The sequence below is a fragment of the uncultured Kushneria sp. genome, assembly GCF_947497025.1.
In the GTDB taxonomy this organism is placed as follows: Bacteria; Pseudomonadota; Gammaproteobacteria; order Pseudomonadales; family Halomonadaceae; genus Kushneria.
In genome coordinates this window covers 127292-144097 of record NZ_CANMFC010000007.1, presented here as the reverse complement: position 1 = coordinate 144097, position 16806 = coordinate 127292, and the positions used below count along the sequence as shown (strand labels likewise).

Sequence of the window (16806 nt, the reverse complement as noted above, 5' to 3'; positions counted from 1 at the left end):
TCCGCCATGCTTCGCTATTCCCGCTTATCCCAGCGTCGCCAGGGAGGGAAACAGGCCGATCATGAAGCTGGAGAGCCGTGTCATGGTGCCCGAGACGATGGCGATGCCCATGAGAATCAGGATTATACCGGCGACCGGCCGGGTGTAGGCGCTCCACCTGCCAAGCTTTTTGCTATGGCGGCTGAGGCTGTTGACGCAGAGCGTACTCGCCAGAAAGGGCAACGCCAACCCGGCGGAGTACACGCTCAGATAGATCATTCCATGCTGTGCACTGGCGGCATTGGAGGTAGCCATCAGAATCGCACCGAGGATGGGGCCGATACAGGGCGTCCAGCCAATGGCGAACGATACGCCGAAGGCCGTGGCCGACAGCGGCGATCCGCCCTGAAAACGAGGATTGAATTGTAAGGTACGCTGAAAGATCGGGACGTTGAACAGGCCGGTCATGAAGACCCCTAGCAGGATGACCACCGAGCCTGTGATCCAGTTGAGCTCCTGACGGTAGCCTCGCAGGAGCTGACTGAGTGAGCTGGCACCTAGCCCCAGGATGATGAATACCAGTGTGAAGCCAGTCACAAAGAAAACGCTCAGTATCAGCGCCTCGATTTTCTTGTCCCGTTTGTTGACGCTGCCGCCCGTGACGACGGAAAGGTAGCCCGGCAAGAGCGGCAACGTGCAGGGCGAGAAGAAGGAGATCAAGCCACCTGCAAACGCGCCAATCAGACCGATAGAAGAGAGAGATTCCAAGGGCTATCGCTTCCTGAGGTAGTGAGGGCCATGAGTCGGCCGGCTGAGTCCAGCCCTTGATTCTAAAACCCTAATCTGGCCCTAAGGCAAGCACATCGTTTGATTAGCTACACGCCAGACTGCTGGGCTGTAGCCTTTTCAAAAGAGGCTTGACCTTATGGTGGGTATAAGGATTAGCGTTTAAGCTGCATCTTCCAAATATCTAACCTGAGGATAGCGTGATGGCATTGCAACTTGGAGAGACAGCCCCCGATTTCACGGTCGAATCAACGGAAGGCACCGTCAGCTTCCACGAATGGCTTGGTGATAGCTGGGCCGTGCTATTTTCTCACCCGGCCGACTATACGCCTGTCTGCACGACAGAGCTTGGCGCGTTTGCCAAGCGCAAAAGTGAGTTCGACAAGCGTGGCGCCAAGCTGATCGGTGTGTCCGTCGATCCGCTGGATTCGCATACCGGCTGGGCCAAGGATATCGAGACCACCCAGGGTGCGGCGCTGAACTACCCGTTGCTGGCCGACGACGATCAGGTGGTCGCTGAGCTGTACGGGATGATTCATCCCAAAGCCGATCCCAAGGTGACGGTACGCACCGTTTTCATCATCGACCCCAGCAAGAAGATACGCCTGATGCTGACCTATCCGCCGAGTACCGGGCGCAACGTCGACGAGATCCTACGGGTTATCGACTCGCTTCAGCTGACCGACACGCACAAGGTGGCGACCCCCGTGGATTGGCAGAGCGGTGAGGACGTCATTATCTCCCCTTCACTATCGAGTGATGAAGCCAAAGAGCGCTTTCCCGAAGGCTGGGACGAGAAGACACCGTATCTGCGTGTTGTGCGACAGCCTAAATAACTAGCGGAATCCTTTGGCAGCCCGGGTAAGCCGGGCTGCCCGTTGTCTCGCTGAGGTAAGGTTTTGAGGAAGCGCATGGATGGCTAAGTTCCTGACTAGTTAAGGCTAGCCGCTTGCACGACGACAGGATTGAGTATTTTCAGGTGTGAAAACTTACTGGTCGCCTGTCGGGAGGCGGGAGCCTAGCCTGCGCTCATACCAAAATGACGGGACACTTCTACCATATTACGCGGAGTAGTGCCGTCATGAGGTGAAGAGCGCCCGGGTGCGACTGCTGCTCGGCGAGCTGCCGGCGGCCGGGTACTCCAGCCTGACGAATACCAGCAGCGAACCTGTTGTCTTGGTGGGGCGGAGAGAGTCGCTTTCGAGCGAGTAATTATGATGTCTCGCATGCAAGTGCCGTGTTCGCGTTCAACCGCAAGGGGTGAGGTGCGGCTCCTGATTCGCGATAGCGATCCGATAAAAGCGGTGGCCGCGGACCTGCGTCAGCTCTCCGAAACTGGCTAGAGCTCAAACACGCAGGATACGTGGAAAGCACTACGCGATCCGGTTCAGTTTCAACAATTACTACAGCACGTTGGACACCATGATGAACCCAACACCAATGAGGCGTCGTCTATGCCTGCTGGCTGCCCTGCTAGGCATCAGCGTAGCGCTAGCGAGCTGCACAGGAGACGAAAGCTCGCCGACCAGCTCGGCGAGTGTCATGGATAAAGCGGCCGCAGAGCAGCTCGGATTCGCGGTTAAGCCCGAGCCTGTACGCCCCGCCGAGATCAGCTTTACCGATGGTTCAGGCGAACCGATCAGCCTCGACGCCTTCAAGGGCAAGATCGTACTGCTCAATCTTTGGGCGACGTGGTGCCCGCCCTGTCGCGAGGAGATGCCAACGCTCGACGCGCTCCAGGCTGAGCTCGGCGGGGCGGACTTCAAGGTGCTCGCGCTCTCGATCGACCAGGGCGGACCCGACCCTGTCCGGTCCTTCTACGAGGAAATCGGAATTGAGCACCTGAGTATTTACAACGATAAGAGCGCCCAGGCGGGCATGAAGCTCGGCGCACTCGGTGTGCCTATGACGCTGCTGCTCGATCGCAGCGGATATGAGCTGGCACGCCTGACCGGCGCCAAGGACTGGCACAGCCCGGAGATGGTCGAGTTCCTCCGCGATACCATCGCGGTTACCAAGAGACATGAGCAAGATGCAGGAGAAGAACGTGATTGAGGGCTTCCGTATGAGGGCAATGCTCGCGAGCGATTCCACGCTTTTCTTCCTTGCTCGCCGGAGGTCTAGCATGTGATCAGACGCACTACCATTCTCACGATTGGCATTCTTACCGTGTGTCTTGCCGCGGCCGGATGGTTTTATGATCGATTTGCCACGAGGACAAAGGAATGAATAGCCAAGTTCTTTTCTACTATCGTAGTGAGAGCCAAGGTGCAAAAAAGGATGCATATGCAGACTCTACGCCATTCTCCAGGCCTGCCGCACGTTGCCGGATTCTTCGACCCCAGGACCTTCAGCGTACAGTACGTGGTGAGCGATCCGTCCACGAAGCGCTGCGCCATCATCGATCCGGTGCTCGATTTCGATGAGAAGTCTGGGGCCATTGCGACTCATCATGCCGATGAGCTGCTTGGGTACGTTACGGAGCAGGGCTTCAGTCTCGAGTGGATTCTTTATTGCTTCAACATCCTGATGTTTATCAGCGCACTCACTTGGCGCCAAACCTTCTTGTTTGCACCTGATGCATGTTGAAACTTCATTGCCATGCCTGATTTTATTCGATCATATTACAACGATGCTTTCGCTAATTAGTGAGGGCGTGTTTTATACATACCGACCTGACTCGGGTGAAGCAGCCACTTATTCGCCCGGCTTCGACGTTCGCTCCATGCGGCTACGAATCATCTGCTCGAACGCTTGCCTTACTTCGGCTTCTGTTCCGGGAGCAAGGGGCACAAAAGGGTGATCGACCGCGTTAAAGCCAGCACCCTGGTTGAACCCGGCCTGATGGCGCAACACCGAAGCAGGCACGCAAGTCCCGGATTCATTGGAATAAGCCCGCACCTGCCCATCCGAGAACGTTACCGTTCCTGCATAACGTACGTCTCTTGCATGGCCGGCGAGCGACGCATGAGCATTTTGTCCGTTGACAACGTTACCCAGACGAATCTCGCCACTGAGCAGCGTTACAAAGATAAAATGCCCATCGAGCCTATCAAGCGATGATGAGCCATCGGAAGATGTAACTCGCCATACGCCATCTTCGCCATGTTTGGCTAACTGTGGTGGTTGTTTAGGAGGGACCCCAGCGTCGCCGTATCTACTGCGAGTTTTATCAGCCACTTTTAAATTAATCGAGCCAACGCCTCCCGGGAATTGTCCGTTTTCACGACCCGCCAACTTCATGCGAACTCGAGCAGGTTCATCTGCGGGCGCATCGAACTTTTGGGCATCATGAGTCCGCTTGCTGCCTGTGTCCGGAAGAATGGACAGGCCCGGGCGGATGGCGGACGGCACGTTCAAATTTGAAATCTCGAGGCGATCTATTTCACCCCTTTCGTTAACGCCGAACACCACCCGCTCATATCCCTGAAAAGACCGTTCAAGGCCGAATTGCCCGCCTTTTTCATCTTCTTTAACGGGGAGTTTCACTGGAACGCGTCCCTCCAGCGCAGCCATGGCGTGGTCAATCAGCGCTGCAGCCTCCGGGGCAAGCGACTGTTTCTGATGTTCAAGCCATTGCGTTGAGACCGTTCGGTTTGATCCAAAGCGCGGATCTACAGTGCGCAGGTCATTAGCCGATTCTCCACTCTCGACAGGCTTGGGCGTGGTATCAAATGGCGTTCGGAAAGGGCCGGTTCGCGTGATCATCGTGTATCTCTCTCTGCCAGCATATGATGCTCTGTGGCAATAGATGTGTTCCGGTTCCCCGGCACAGTATGTTGATGCGCTCGCAAGGGCGTTCTGGTTTCAAATGATTCGTCTTTTCATATTCCAGCGATTCTTTTACCCAGACGACCGCCCCATCCCGAAACCTTCCTCCCACTGCCACCTGACGCACCAGCGCTATTAGACACAGGTCCAGGACCTGAGCGTGATAGCGGTCATTGACAGCCTGCCCGGCCCCAGCATAGTTTCACTGCGTGACGTTGTGTCATGACGTTACCCCACGGACCCGACTTATCGTCGGTCGCGTGGCGACAGCCGGCCTACCCGGCCGGTCACACCAACAATATACAAAAGACATGCTCATGACCCAGAAAACCTCACGCCGGCTGATGCTGGCAGGTGGCCTGCTGATGGCGGCTACCGGTACTGCCCATGCCAAGACCCTCGTCTACTGCTCGGAAGCGAGTCCCGAAGGCTTCAACCCGCAACACTACACGGCCGGGACCACCTTCGATGCGTCCTCGCGCACCATTTATAATCGACTGGTGGAATTCAAGTCGGGCACAACCGAAATCAAACCGGCGCTGGCCGAGTCGTGGGAGGTCTCCGATGACGGCAAGACCTATACCTTTCACCTGCGCGAAGGCGTGAAGTTCCAGACCACGGACTACTTCACGCCGTCACGCGAATTCAACGCCGATGACGTGCTCTACTCGTTTAACCGCCAGCTGGAAGACGATCACCCCTGGCACGGGGTCGGCAGCGGCTATGAGTACTTCGAAGGCATGGGCATGCCGGATCTGATCGAGCGCGTCGAGAAGGTCGATGACCACACTGTACGCTTTCATCTCAGCCGCGCCTCAGCGCCCTTCCTGTCTGATCTGGCAATGGACTTTGCCTCGATCCTGTCAGGGGAATACGCCGACAAGCTGATGAAGGAAGGCCACCCCGAGCGCATGAACCAGCAACCGCTGGGCACCGGTCCGTTTCAGTTTGCCGGCTTTCAGCGCGATGCCTATATCCGCTATCAGGCCCACCCCGACTACTGGGATGGCAAATCACCGCTGGACCGGCTGGTGTTTTCGATCACGCCCGACGCCTCGGTGCGCTTCCAGAAGCTTCAGGCCAACGAATGTCAGGTCATGGTATTCCCCAACCCGGCCGACCTGGAGGCGATGCGCAATGACCCCAACATCAACCTGGAATCGGCCGAAGGGCTGAACGTGGGCTATCTCTCCTTCCAGACCGAGAAGGCGCCCTTTGATAATCCGAAGGTACGCCGCGCACTCTCGATGGCCGTGGATCGCGATGCGATCATCAAATCGGTGTATCAGGGCGCGGGCGAGAAAGCCAAAAACCCAATTCCGCCGACGCTGTGGGGCTATGACGAGGATGTCGAGGAGATCCCGTACGATCCCGAGCAGGCCAAAAAGCTGCTTGCCGAGGCCGGCGTCGAAAACCTGAAGACCCAGCTATGGGCCATGCCGGTGCAGCGCCCCTATAACCCCAACGCGCGTCGCATGGCGGAAATCATTCAGTCCGACTGGCGCAAGGTGGGCGTCGATGCCGAAATTGTCTCCTACGAGTGGGGCGAATATCTGCGCCGCGCCTCCGAAGGCGAGGCCATGACCGGTCTCTTTGGCTGGACCGGGGACAACGGCGACCCGGACAACTTCCTCAATACGCTGCTGTCGTGCAACGCCGCACGCGATGGCTCCAACTACGCCAAGTGGTGCAATCCGGAGTACGACGACATCATCCGACAGGCAGCCACTGCCACCGACCAGGATGAACGCACAAAACTCTACGTGCAGGCGCAGGAGATTTTCCGCGACCAGATGCCGTGGCTGCCGATCGCCCACTCGATCGTCTACGACCCGGTCCGCAGCAGCGTCACCGGCTATCAGGTACAGCCGACCGGCTCCCACATCTTCTATGGGGTAGATATCAAGGAGTAGCACTCCTGACGTAGGATGGAGCCCCGCTCTGACGAGCGGGGTTTTTCATGTTTTTCGGACAGCCGCCCATGACGCCACCCATCACTGAACCCTCCGCGCTGCGCCCGCTGGGCGATGGCTCACGCACCGTGGCCCTCATTGCCCCGGCCGGCGCCGTATTGCCCGAGCGCATCAAGGCCACCTGCGCCCTGCTGACACGGATGGGCTACCGCCCGCAACTCATGAACAACGCCCGGGCACGGCATCGCTATCTGGCCGGCACCGTCGAGCAGCGCCTTGAGGATTTTCACGCCGCCTTCAATCTGGCAGACGTGACAGCCGTATGGTGTTTGCGCGGCGGCTACGGCTGCGCTCAGCTGGTCGATCACATCGACTGGCAAAACCTGCCCGATGTGCCGCTTTTGGGCTATTCCGATATCAGCGTACTGCTGAGCGCCTTTCATGCACGAGGCCGACGGGCGCTTCATGCGCCAGTGGCCACCGAGCTGGCCCTGCTTGAGCAGGCCGATGGGGCGATACGCGAGGCGCGAGGCGCTTCCATGGCCAGCATCGCGTCGGTGCTTCAGAACGGCGGCGGCCACATGGAAACAACGTATGTGGCCGGCCCCCAAGCGCCTGTCGAGGGCCCGCTCATCGGCGGCAACCTCACCACACTTGCCAGTGTCGCCGGTACCTCTGGCGCACTGCACGTTCCGAACGGCGCCATTTTGATGCTGGAGGATGTGGGCGAGCGGCTCTATCGTCTGGAGCGCAGCTTCTTCCAGCTGCTGGCGAGCCTGGCGCCGAGTCGTTTGAGCGCGGTCTGTCTGGGCAGCTTCATCGACTGTGATACCGGTGACAGCAGTGTCGAGGCGATGGTACAGGCGTGGCTGTCACCTCATGATGTTGCGCTTTATCACCAGTTGCCCTTCGGCCACGGTGCGCATAACCAGGCCTGGCCGGTCGGGCGGATGGCGCGGCTTGCGGCCTCGGGGCTGGACTGGGCGCCCGGCTGACAGGCACCGATCCCTGTCCATGCGCTCTTGTGAGCATGGACAGGGTCAACACAATCCCCTAGGGTCTATCCCTTACTGAAGCCCTGCTTACGAGACAGGTTCGCTACAGCAGCAACAATAACAAGTATGGATACATGACCATGACCAATACCCTCTCGACCCGCCGTCTCTACAAGGCTCGTCTGACCCTTCGCGCCACCTCCGTGGCCGGTCCGTGCCGGTCGGATCCCGGCTAGACCGGATCTCGACTTTCAAGCATGAACCCGGCGCAAAAATCGCACAGCCCGTGTTCATTGCCTGCCCATCCCTGCTGATCATCACGCGCTCTGACCTACAGGTCATGTCGGCGTGCTGTTGGCAGGTACGGATTACACGTTCGCGGTGGCGGAAACCCCTATGTTGAGCTTTGTCTTTCGCAAACTTTTAATGCTGATCCCAACGCTTCTGGGCATCACGCTGGTGACCTTTACGCTGGTGCACCTGATCCCCGGTGACCCCGTCGCCATCATGGCCGGCGAGCGCGGCATCTCTGCCGAACGACACGCCGAGGTGATGGCCGAGCTGGGACTGGACCGCCCGATGTGGGAGCAGTACCTGAGCTTTCTGGGCAATCTGGCCCATGGTGATCTGGGTCATTCGCTGATCAGCAGCAACCCGGTACTCGATGAATTCATGTCACTTTTCCCGGCAACGCTCGAGCTTGGCTTTTGCGCCATGCTACTGGCCGTGTGTCTGGGCATCCCACTGGGCGTCATTGCCGGCATCAAGCGCGGCTCGATCATCGATCACACCGTCATGGGCACCTCGCTGACCGGCTATTCGATGCCGATTTTCTGGTGGGGCCTGCTCCTGATCATTTTCTTTTCGGGAATTCTGGGCTGGACGCCGGTCTCGGGGCGGCTTTCCTCGAGTTACTGGATCGACACCCCTACTGGTTTCATGCTGATTGATACCCTGCTTTCCGGAGAGCCCGGGGCCTTCGCTGATGCCCTGCGCCATCTGATTCTGCCCACGATCGTGCTGGCGACCATTCCGCTGGCCGTGATTGCGCGCATGACCCGATCGTCGATTCTCGAGGTGCTGGGCGAGGACTATATCCGCACCGCGCGGGCCAAGGGGCTTTCTCCCTGGCGCATCATTGCCATTCACGCCCTGCGCAACGCCATGATTCCGGTCACCACGGTTATCGGGCTGCAGATCGGGCTGCTCTTTTCCGGTGCCATTCTCACCGAGACCATCTTCTCCTGGCCCGGTATCGGCAAGTGGCTGATCGATGCCGTCGGACGGCGCGACTACCCCTCGCTTCAGGGCGGCATTCTGCTGATTGCCCTGATCGTGATGATGGTCAATCTGATCGTTGATCTGCTCTATGGGCTGATCAATCCCCGCATTCGCAACAGTCGCTGAGCCCGGAGGCCGCACATGACACAGGTTACCCCTCAGCCACCGGCCGCCGTGCCGGAGATCGACGACGGCGCCACAATCGAACGGACGCCACAGCGCCCGTCACCGCTGCGCGACGCATGGCGCAGCTTTCGCCGCAACCGCGCCGCCCTGATCGGCATGGTCATTATCGCGCTGATCATCGTGATCGCCTGCCTGGCCAACGTGGTGGCGCCCTACTCCCCGGTCGCACAGTTTCGTGACAGCGTGCTCACGCCGCCCTTCTGGCAGGACGGCGGCTCCCTGCGCTTTGTACTGGGCACCGACGATCTGGGCCGCGATATCCTGAGCCGCCTGATTCACGGCGCGCGACTATCGATGACCATTGGCGTCATCGTGGTGTCACTGTCACTGGGTATCGGCGTGCTGCTGGGCCTGCTGGCCGGCTTTCTGCGCGGATGGATCGATACCGTCATCATGCGATTGATGGACATCATGCTGTCGATCCCGAGTCTGCTGCTGGCCGTCGTCGTGGTCGCCGTACTCGGGCCGGGTCTTTTCAACGCCATGCTGGCGATTGCAGTGGTCTATCTGCCCCACTACGTGCGCCTGACGCGCAGCTCGGTGATCACCGAGCGTGAGCGTGAATACGTCATGGCATCAAGGCTGGCCGGCGCCGGTGTGTTCCGGCTGATGTTCATTACCATCCTGCCCAACTGCCTGGCGCCCCTGATCGTTCAGGCCACGCTCAGCTTCTCCAACGCCGTGCTGGATGCCGCCGCGCTGGGCTTTCTGGGACTGGGTGCCCAGCCGCCGACGCCGGAATGGGGCAGCATGCTGGCCGATGCGCGCCAGTATGTGCTGCAGGCCTGGTGGGTGGTGACCTTCCCCGGGCTTGCAGTACTGATCACGGTGCTGGCCTTCAACATCATGGGTGACGGCCTGCGCGATGCGCTCGACCCGCGCCTCAAGCGCTGATGACGACCACCACGGCCGTCAGGACACGACAACAACGACAAACGTCGACCATTTCAAAACAGGAGAGCGCCATGGCGCTTCTGGACATTGAACAACTCAGCGTGTCCTTCGACACGGATGAAGGGACCTTTCCTGCGGTATCGGATCTGAGTCTGACGCTGGAAGAAGGCGAAGTGCTCGGCATCGTCGGGGAATCCGGGTCCGGCAAGAGTGTGACCATGCTGGCGATGATGGGGCTTTTGCCCTTCAACGCCCGGGTCGAGGCCAGCCGGTTTCACTTCGCCGGACAGGACATGCAGACCCTGAGTGACCGCGCCCGGCGTCGCCTGACCGGCAACGACATTGCGATGATCTTTCAGGAACCCAGCACCAGCCTCAACCCGAGCTTTACCATCGGCTTTCAGCTGCTGGAGGCCATCAAGGCCCACGAAGGCGGCAGTCGCCGTCAGCGGCGCGAGCGCGCTATCGAACTGCTGGACCAGGTCGGCATACCGGCCCCTGCCAGGCGCCTGAGCGACTACCCCCATCAACTCTCGGGGGGCATGAATCAGCGGGTGATGATTGCCATGGCGATCGCCTGCAATCCACGGCTTTTGATTGCCGATGAGCCGACCACGGCACTGGATGTGACCATCCAGGCGCAGATTCTGGATCTTTTGCTCAGGCTTCAGGAAGAGCGTGGCATGGGCATGATCCTGATCACCCATGACATGGGCGTGGTGGCCGGTGCCGCAAAGCGCGTGGCTGTCATGTACGCCGGACAGCTGATGGAAACCGGCACCAGTCACGATGTTTTCCGTGCGCCCGCCCATCCCTATACAGGGGCACTGCTCAATGCCCTGCCGGAGCGCCATCCGGGCACGACGCGCCTGCCCACCATTCCCGGCGTGGTGCCGGGCATTAACGACCGCCCGCAGGGCTGTCTTTTTCATCCGCGCTGCGCCCATGCCCAAAAGGACTGCCGCGCCAGCCGACCGGCGCTTGAGACCATCCATGCCGAAACCGGTCTCGGCACGCGTCATGTGCGCTGTTACCACCCGCTGAATGAAGAGGTTCTGGAGATCGCCCCATGAGCAGACCCGATATCCTTGATGCGCCCCTGATGGAAGCGCGCGACCTCGTCCAGACCTATCAGGTGCGCCAGGGGTTTCTGCGCCGCGCCGAACTCCATGCCGTGCGCGGTGTCAGCTTCCCCCTCCACGGCGGAGAAACCCTGGCCGTGGTGGGAGAATCCGGCTGTGGCAAGTCAACGCTTGCCCGCATGCTGACGCTGGTGGAACCGCCGTCATCGGGGGAGCTGTCGGTTGGCGGGCGTGACGCGGCCAATCCGGATCGGCAAACCCTGGCCGCCCTGCGCCGTGACGTGCAGATGGTGTTTCAAAACCCTTATGGCTCGCTCAACCCGCGCAAGCGCATTGGCACCATTCTGGAAGAGCCGCTGGTCATCAACACCTCGACACCCGCCGATGAGCGCCGGCGTTTGGCGCGCGACATGCTTGCCCGCGTCGGGCTGCGCCCGGAGCACTACGATCGCTACCCGCACATGTTTTCCGGCGGCCAGCGTCAGCGCATTGCCGTGGCGCGCGCCCTGATGCTGCGGCCCAGAGTGCTGGTGCTCGACGAGCCCGTTTCGGCGCTGGATGTCTCGGTTCAGGCGCAGGTGCTCAACCTGCTCAACGACCTGCAGGAGGAGTTCGGGCTGGCCTATCTGTTCATCTCGCACGATCTGAGCGTGGTTCGCCACGTGGCCGACAATGTCATGGTGATGTATCTGGGCCGGCCGGTAGAGGTCGGCTCGCGCGAGGCGCTGTTCGAAGCGCCGCGCCATCCCTACACCCAAGCGTTGCTCTCGGCGACACCATCGGTCAATCCCGACGAGCGGCGAGACCGCATCGCGCTGAGCGGCGAGCTGCCCTCGCCGCTGTCACCGCCGCCGGGCTGTGCCTTTCATCGCCGCTGCCCGCATGCACAACCGCGCTGCAGCGCAGAGCGCCCCGAGCTTCGCGAAGTCGAGGGTGCCCGGGTCGCCTGTCACTTTGCCGAAGAACTCATGACGCACCGTGTGAGTGGCGCTGCATGATGCGTATCGGGGCGGCGCAACGCCGCTCCGATCGTTTTTGAAAGAGGATTATTGCTCGAGTTTCTGGATTCTTCGACGATAAGATAGGCACACTCATTCCTTTAGCCCGGCGCTCCATGGCACGCATACGCTTTCGCGACCCCTATTTCAATTATCGTTACCGTCACTATCTCTACACACTACGGGCCACCATCGCGCTCAGCGTGACCTTTTTCATCATTTCACTTTTCAACATTCCCCACAGCATCTGGGCACCGGTCAGCACGCTAATGGTCATGGGCAATCTGCCCCATGTCGGCGGTGTACTCGACAAGGGCGGCCAGCGTCTGATCGGTACCGCGCTGGGCGGGCTTCTGGGCGTCGCTCTGCTGCTGATTCCGTCGGCGCCGCCAGGCACCATTCAGGTACTGACGCTGGCCGCCATTGCCGTGGCACTGCATGCCACCTTTACCTCACGCTATGGCTATAGCGTGCTGATGTTTGGCATTACAATTTTGATGGTGACCGGCGATGGCAACCAGGATCTGACCATTGCCCTGTGGCGTGCCTTTGATGTGCTGCTGGGGACCAGCATCGGGATTTTGATCACGATCATCATACTGCCCCAGAAAGCCACGGACCTTTTCCGTTTCATGCTGGCAGACAATCTCGACCGGCTGGCAAGTCTCTATTACGCCCATACCGTGGCGACCGAAGCCGATCACGATGAAGCTCTGGAAGAGATGAAAAAGACCACCACGCAGCTGATCAAACAGCGCGGTCTGGTGGATGCCGTTCACAAGGAAGGGAGATTGCGCCGCGGCGAGCTCAACAGCCTGCTCTCGCTGGAGCGGCGAATGATTTCAACCGTCGAGCTGCTGCTGGAAACTCACTGGGACACTCGTAACGGCCACGACATCATTGAAAGTCTTGAGGGGCTTCGCGTTGATCAACAGCAGCTGGCACGGTCGCTGTCGATGCTGGCCCATCAGGTACGCACCGGCCAGCAGATCGACATGAATATCGCGGCACTGGATCTGCAGCGCTACGTCAATCGAGCCTTCTCCGGACGCTCCTCTTCAGGACGCGCCCTGTTCAGCCCGAGCGGCTATCTGTGGCTTAACCGCGAACTGGCCCGCCAGGCCCGTGCTCTGGTCGGTTATCTGGGCAATATCCAACGTCTGCCCAGCTCGCGACTAAGAAAACGCGCCAATCGGCATCATCTTGTGGGCGGCAGGCGTCTGAGTGACGAGCGCCCCGACAGTGCTCAGCCCTGAGGCTGCTCGCCCGGAATACCGTCGCCGGTTGCGGACCGGGTCAAAAGTGCCTGACGCAGTCGGCGAAACTGCTCGGGCGGCAGCATGTCATACCAGAGCGCGTAACGGTGGCGCTCAATGCGAACTTCACAAAGCAGTGGCCCCAGCCGTGACACCTCCAGTGCTACGCCCTGCCACTGCCCCTGTCGATATTGTTCCCACTGCCCGTTTTTGGTCGTACGAAGCGGAAGTGGCACATGCCCTGCCTGCTGCCATCCCAGCGCACTCAACACAACAAGGACTACCCCCGCACAGAGTATCGAGAGCCACAGGGCGCAGGCCACAGCGATGGCAGCGCCGACAAGCAGGTAGAGTGCGAACGCGGCCCTAGAGCGGGCGAACGTCACTTGTACGGGTGCTTTCAGCATAATCCACGATTTTGGTAATGATGGGCGTCAGCGCCTGATCGTCGGGAAGTTCGCGGCGCATCAGCCACAGGAAAAGATCCTGATCCTCACAGGCGAGCAGCGTCTGATAGGCATACTGGTCTTCATCACTGAGCCCGTCGAAACAGTTCTCGATAAAGGGCACCAGCATAAGGTCCAGCTCCCACATGCCACGGCGGGAATGCCAGTAAAGACGCTTGCGCGCCGTGGCATCAAAGGCTTGTTGTTCGCTCACATTGATCTCCTGTCAGATGGCGGTTGCCCCTGCCTCATTATACGCAGCCAGCGCGTCACGCCCATGATTGTCTGAAACTTTGAAAGCCACCTCTGACACGAATTTTGAGTGACATGTAGTGCGTTGTTTTATCTCACATTAGCGGCTATGCTGAAACCAAACAAAAAACCTTGTAAAGGCTCCCGACAGGCCGGATGGAGAACCCTCGATGACGAAGTCCGAATTGATCGAACAGATTGCTGCGCAACAGTCAGAATTGTCCGTCAAGGAGGTAGAGTCGGCGGTTCGCCTGATTCTTGACGATATTACCGACACGCTGGCCAATGGCGGTCGGGTCGAAATACGCGGCTTTGGCAGCTTTTCCCTCCACTACCGCGAACCCCGTACCGGGCGCAATCCCAAAACGGGAGATTCCGTCAGCCTCAGCGGAAAGCACGTTCCCCATTTCAAGCCGGGCAAGGAACTGCGCGAGCAGGTCAATGCCAGTCGCGAGCACGGATTTTGATCCCCTCTCGCATCATGCTCACCTCATGACGACGCCTGTTTCATAACGCCTGCGGGCAAGCGCTGTAAACATCGCTGCACGCCACTGCCGGTGTTACACTGCCTCCAATTGGACAAGGAAAATCAGGGATCTGCTATGCGCTGGCTCAAGGGCGTGGTACTTGCTGTTGTCACACTGATCGTTCTGCTTCTGGGAATGCTGTTTGCCGTGCGCAATCAGCAGACCGTACCGTTGGACGTCATCTGGGCGGAGTTGCCGCCTGCATCACTGTCCTTGTGGCTGTTGTCAACGCTGGTGGTTGGCGTACTGCTGGGCATGGTGGCCATGTCCGGACTTTATCTGCGTCTGCGTACCACCCTCATGCGCACTCGCCACGATAATCAGCAACAGCGCAAGGAGCTTGATCGCCTGCGCGTTCAGGAGTTCAAGGAAACCCCCTGAATGCCGGATCCCGGGCTGCTCCTTATACTTATTGCGGCAATCGGCATCGGCTGGTGGCTGGGCCGCATGGAGCGAAAGCACTACCGCTATCGCCACCGGGCGCTGTCCGGCCAGCACCTGTCACGCGACTATTTCGTCGGTTTGAATTTTTTGCTCAACGAGCAGCCTGACCGCGCCATCGAAACCTTCGTCCAGGCACTTGAAGTCAACGGCGATACCATCGATACCCATATCGCGCTGGGCAATCTTTTTCGCATGCGTGGCGAAGCCGACCGTGCCGTGCGCATTCATCAGAACCTGCTGGCACGTCCCGTACTGACCACTGAACAGAGTGAACAGGTGCAGCTCGAGCTGGCACGTGATTTCATGCGCCTTGGCGTTTTTGATCGCGCCGAGCGGCTGCTTGATGGGTTGGTACGCCAGTGTGAAAACGAGCAGACAGCGACTGCCGCCAAGCGACTGATGGTGGATCTCTTCGAGCGGGAAAAGGACTGGCAGGCAGCACTGGACGTGGCACTGCCCCAGCTGGTGCGGCAGGATGAACCGCTCCGGCGCGCCGCGGCGCACTGGCACTGTGAACTTGCCGAGCAGGCCATTGAGGAAGGCAGCCCGGGGCCGGCGCGCAAGCATCTCAAACAGGCGCTGTCCATCGACTCGGCCTGCGTTCGTGCCAACTGGATTTATGCCGATATCGAGCACCGTGCCGGCAGCTACCGCAACGAAATCCGCGCCCTGCGCCGCATTCGCGACCAGGACAGCGACATGGTCCCCATCACCCTGGCCCCCATTCAGCGCGCCTTTGATCTGCTCGATGACGAACAGGGGCTGATCGATTTTCTGTATGACCAGCTCGAAAAAGCGCCCTATGTCTCCTTCGTGTTACTGCTGGCCGAACGGCTGCGCACCCGTGACGGGCTCGAACGCGCCACCCGGCTGGTCAGCGAGCAGCTTCAGCGCCACCCGAGCCTGCGCGGCATCGACTATTTGATGGATCTTTATCTCAAGGAAGTCTCTGAACATGAGCTTGAGCATCTGCGACTGCTCAAGCGTCATACCGAACAGCTCATGGCCCAGCGCGCACGCTACCGCTGCAAGAGCTGCGGTTTTCAGGGCGAACAGCTTTACTGGCACTGCCCCAGCTGTCGCCAGTGGGGCGCCATCAAACCGATCACGGGCCTGGAAGGCGAATAACGCCGTCGTTATTCCCTGGCTGCCGAAAGCTCCTGTTCGATGGCGGCAAGCGCAGCCATCGGATCACTGGCACGCGTGACCGGCCGACCAATGACCAGATGCGTACTGCCGACCTGCATGGCCTCCAGTGGCGTCATGACCCGACTCTGATCATTGCGCTGAGCGAAGGCCGGACGAATGCCTGGTGTCACCCGCAAAAACGCATTGCCACACTGTTTGGCCACATCGCCGGCCTCGCGCGCTGAACACACCACGCCATCCATACCGCTCTCGCGAGCGAGCTCGGCCAGATGCAGTGCCTGCTCGCCGGCCGTACGCGTCACGCCAGTTTCAAAAAGTGCAGTATCATCCATGCTGGTGAGCACCGTCACGGCGATCAAATGCGTGGCGAGTCTGTTTTGAACGAGCACATCCCGTGCCGCCTGCATCATCTGCCGACCGCCCGAGGCGTGGACGTTGACCATCCACACGCCGTGATCGGCGGCGGCATGAACCGCAGCAGCTACTGTATTGGGAATATCGTGAAACTTGAGATCCAGAAAGACGTCAAAGCCGCGCTGGTGCAGTGTTTTTAATGCTTGCGGGCCACTGCGGACAAAAAGCTCCTTGCCCACCTTGAGCCGACAGCGTCGGGGGTCCAGCTGGTCCACCAGCGGCAACGCCGCGTCCAGGCTGGCATGATCGAGGGCGATGATCAAAGGGGAAGACATGCGGGCTCCTGTCCTGTCGTTCGAGCGGCCAGTATAAGGGCTGTACCTCATTAGCGGGATAGTCACCAATCATCAAATACCCCAAAACGATATATAAAAATAAACTAAATAACCCAATCCTTTTGCCGATACCTTGAAGGTAACTTTTCTACAACAAG

At 59.5% G+C, this 16806-nt stretch carries 18 protein-coding genes; 13 read left to right on the top strand and 5 right to left on the bottom strand.

All coding sequences use genetic code 11. From position 1 onward, the window contains the following. Positions 1-24: 24 nt before the first annotated feature. Positions 25-747, bottom strand: coding sequence for a cytochrome c biogenesis CcdA family protein (locus tag Q0931_RS13910; RefSeq protein WP_224420028.1), 723 nt, complete (start codon positions 745-747; stop codon positions 25-27). Between the two features lie 221 nt (positions 748-968). Between Q0931_RS13910 and Q0931_RS13905 the strand changes: the two genes are divergently transcribed. From Q0931_RS13905 to Q0931_RS13895, 3 genes are all read left to right on the top strand, one after another. Continuing rightward, on the top strand, positions 969-1601 hold the full coding sequence (locus Q0931_RS13905; protein WP_152478303.1) for a peroxiredoxin: 633 nt from the start codon (positions 969-971) through the stop codon (positions 1599-1601). 706 nt (positions 1602-2307) lie between these two features. Continuing rightward, positions 2308-2820 carry a TlpA disulfide reductase family protein gene (locus Q0931_RS13900; protein WP_299261294.1) on the top strand — a complete coding sequence of 171 codons (513 nt, stop codon included), beginning with the start codon at positions 2308-2310 and terminating at the stop codon, positions 2818-2820. A 231-nt stretch (positions 2821-3051) separates the two neighbouring features. Continuing rightward, the gene (locus Q0931_RS13895; RefSeq protein WP_299261292.1) at positions 3052-3354 is read left to right on the top strand and encodes a hypothetical protein; all 303 of its coding nucleotides are present in this window, start codon (positions 3052-3054) and stop codon (positions 3352-3354) included. Positions 3355-3462: 108 nt separating this feature from the next. On the opposite strand, the gene Q0931_RS13890 is transcribed toward Q0931_RS13895, so the two are convergent. Next, positions 3463-4473: a hypothetical protein gene (locus Q0931_RS13890; RefSeq protein ID WP_299261291.1), complete on the bottom strand. Its 1011-nt coding sequence runs from the start codon at positions 4471-4473 to the stop codon at positions 3463-3465. A gap of 380 nt (positions 4474-4853) precedes the next feature. On the opposite strand from Q0931_RS13890, the gene Q0931_RS13885 reads away from it, so the two are divergent. From Q0931_RS13885 to Q0931_RS13855, 7 genes are all read left to right on the top strand, one after another. After that, the gene (locus Q0931_RS13885; protein ID WP_299261290.1) at positions 4854-6449 is read left to right on the top strand and encodes an ABC transporter substrate-binding protein; all 1596 of its coding nucleotides are present in this window, start codon (positions 4854-4856) and stop codon (positions 6447-6449) included. 68 nt (positions 6450-6517) lie between these two features. After that, on the top strand, positions 6518-7444 hold the full coding sequence (locus tag Q0931_RS13880) for an LD-carboxypeptidase (RefSeq protein ID WP_299261289.1): 927 nt from the start codon (positions 6518-6520) through the stop codon (positions 7442-7444). Between the two features lie 396 nt (positions 7445-7840). Beyond that, a complete protein-coding gene (locus Q0931_RS13875) occupies positions 7841-8851 on the top strand; it encodes an ABC transporter permease subunit (protein ID WP_299261288.1) in 1011 nt (336 codons plus the stop codon). A gap of 15 nt (positions 8852-8866) precedes the next feature. Beyond that, a complete protein-coding gene (locus Q0931_RS13870; RefSeq protein ID WP_299261287.1) occupies positions 8867-9805 on the top strand; it encodes an ABC transporter permease subunit in 939 nt (312 codons plus the stop codon). Positions 9806-9876: 71 nt separating this feature from the next. Beyond that, positions 9877-10878 (top strand): ABC transporter ATP-binding protein, encoded by a 1002-nt coding sequence (locus Q0931_RS13865; RefSeq protein WP_299261286.1) that lies wholly within the window; start codon positions 9877-9879, stop codon positions 10876-10878. Next, positions 10875-11885 (top strand): dipeptide ABC transporter ATP-binding protein, encoded by a 1011-nt coding sequence (locus tag Q0931_RS13860; protein ID WP_299261285.1) that lies wholly within the window; start codon positions 10875-10877, stop codon positions 11883-11885. Before Q0931_RS13865 ends, Q0931_RS13860 begins: the two co-directional genes overlap by 4 nt. Positions 11886-12001: 116 nt before the next feature. After that, a complete protein-coding gene (locus Q0931_RS13855; RefSeq protein ID WP_299261284.1) occupies positions 12002-13141 on the top strand; it encodes an FUSC family protein in 1140 nt (379 codons plus the stop codon). Here Q0931_RS13855 and Q0931_RS16770 read toward each other — a convergent pair. Both Q0931_RS16770 and Q0931_RS13845 read right to left on the bottom strand, forming a co-directional pair. Then, the gene (locus Q0931_RS16770) at positions 13132-13548 is read right to left on the bottom strand and encodes a protein YgfX (protein WP_366941621.1); all 417 of its coding nucleotides are present in this window, start codon (positions 13546-13548) and stop codon (positions 13132-13134) included. The two genes, Q0931_RS13855 and Q0931_RS16770, sit on opposite strands and share 10 nt — an antisense overlap. Continuing rightward, positions 13508-13801 carry a succinate dehydrogenase assembly factor 2 gene (locus tag Q0931_RS13845; RefSeq protein ID WP_299261282.1) on the bottom strand — a complete coding sequence of 98 codons (294 nt, stop codon included), beginning with the start codon at positions 13799-13801 and terminating at the stop codon, positions 13508-13510. Before Q0931_RS13845 ends, Q0931_RS16770 begins: the two co-directional genes overlap by 41 nt. A 208-nt stretch (positions 13802-14009) precedes the next feature. On the opposite strand from Q0931_RS13845, the gene ihfB reads away from it, so the two are divergent. The 3 genes from ihfB to lapB all read left to right on the top strand — a co-directional run bounded on the left by ihfB (position 14010) and on the right by lapB (position 15938). After that, complete coding sequence (gene ihfB / locus Q0931_RS13840) at positions 14010-14306, top strand: integration host factor subunit beta (RefSeq protein WP_299261281.1); 297 nt, start codon at positions 14010-14012, stop codon at positions 14304-14306. 135 nt (positions 14307-14441) lie between these two features. Further along, positions 14442-14747 (top strand): lipopolysaccharide assembly protein LapA domain-containing protein, encoded by a 306-nt coding sequence (locus Q0931_RS13835; RefSeq protein WP_299261280.1) that lies wholly within the window; start codon positions 14442-14444, stop codon positions 14745-14747. Then, complete coding sequence (lapB, locus tag Q0931_RS13830) at positions 14748-15938, top strand: lipopolysaccharide assembly protein LapB (protein ID WP_299261278.1); 1191 nt, start codon at positions 14748-14750, stop codon at positions 15936-15938. 8 nt (positions 15939-15946) lie between these two features. On the opposite strand, the gene pyrF is transcribed toward lapB, so the two are convergent. Continuing rightward, positions 15947-16648: an orotidine-5'-phosphate decarboxylase gene (gene pyrF, locus Q0931_RS13825; RefSeq protein ID WP_299261276.1), complete on the bottom strand. Its 702-nt coding sequence runs from the start codon at positions 16646-16648 to the stop codon at positions 15947-15949. Positions 16649-16806 lie beyond the last annotated feature (158 nt).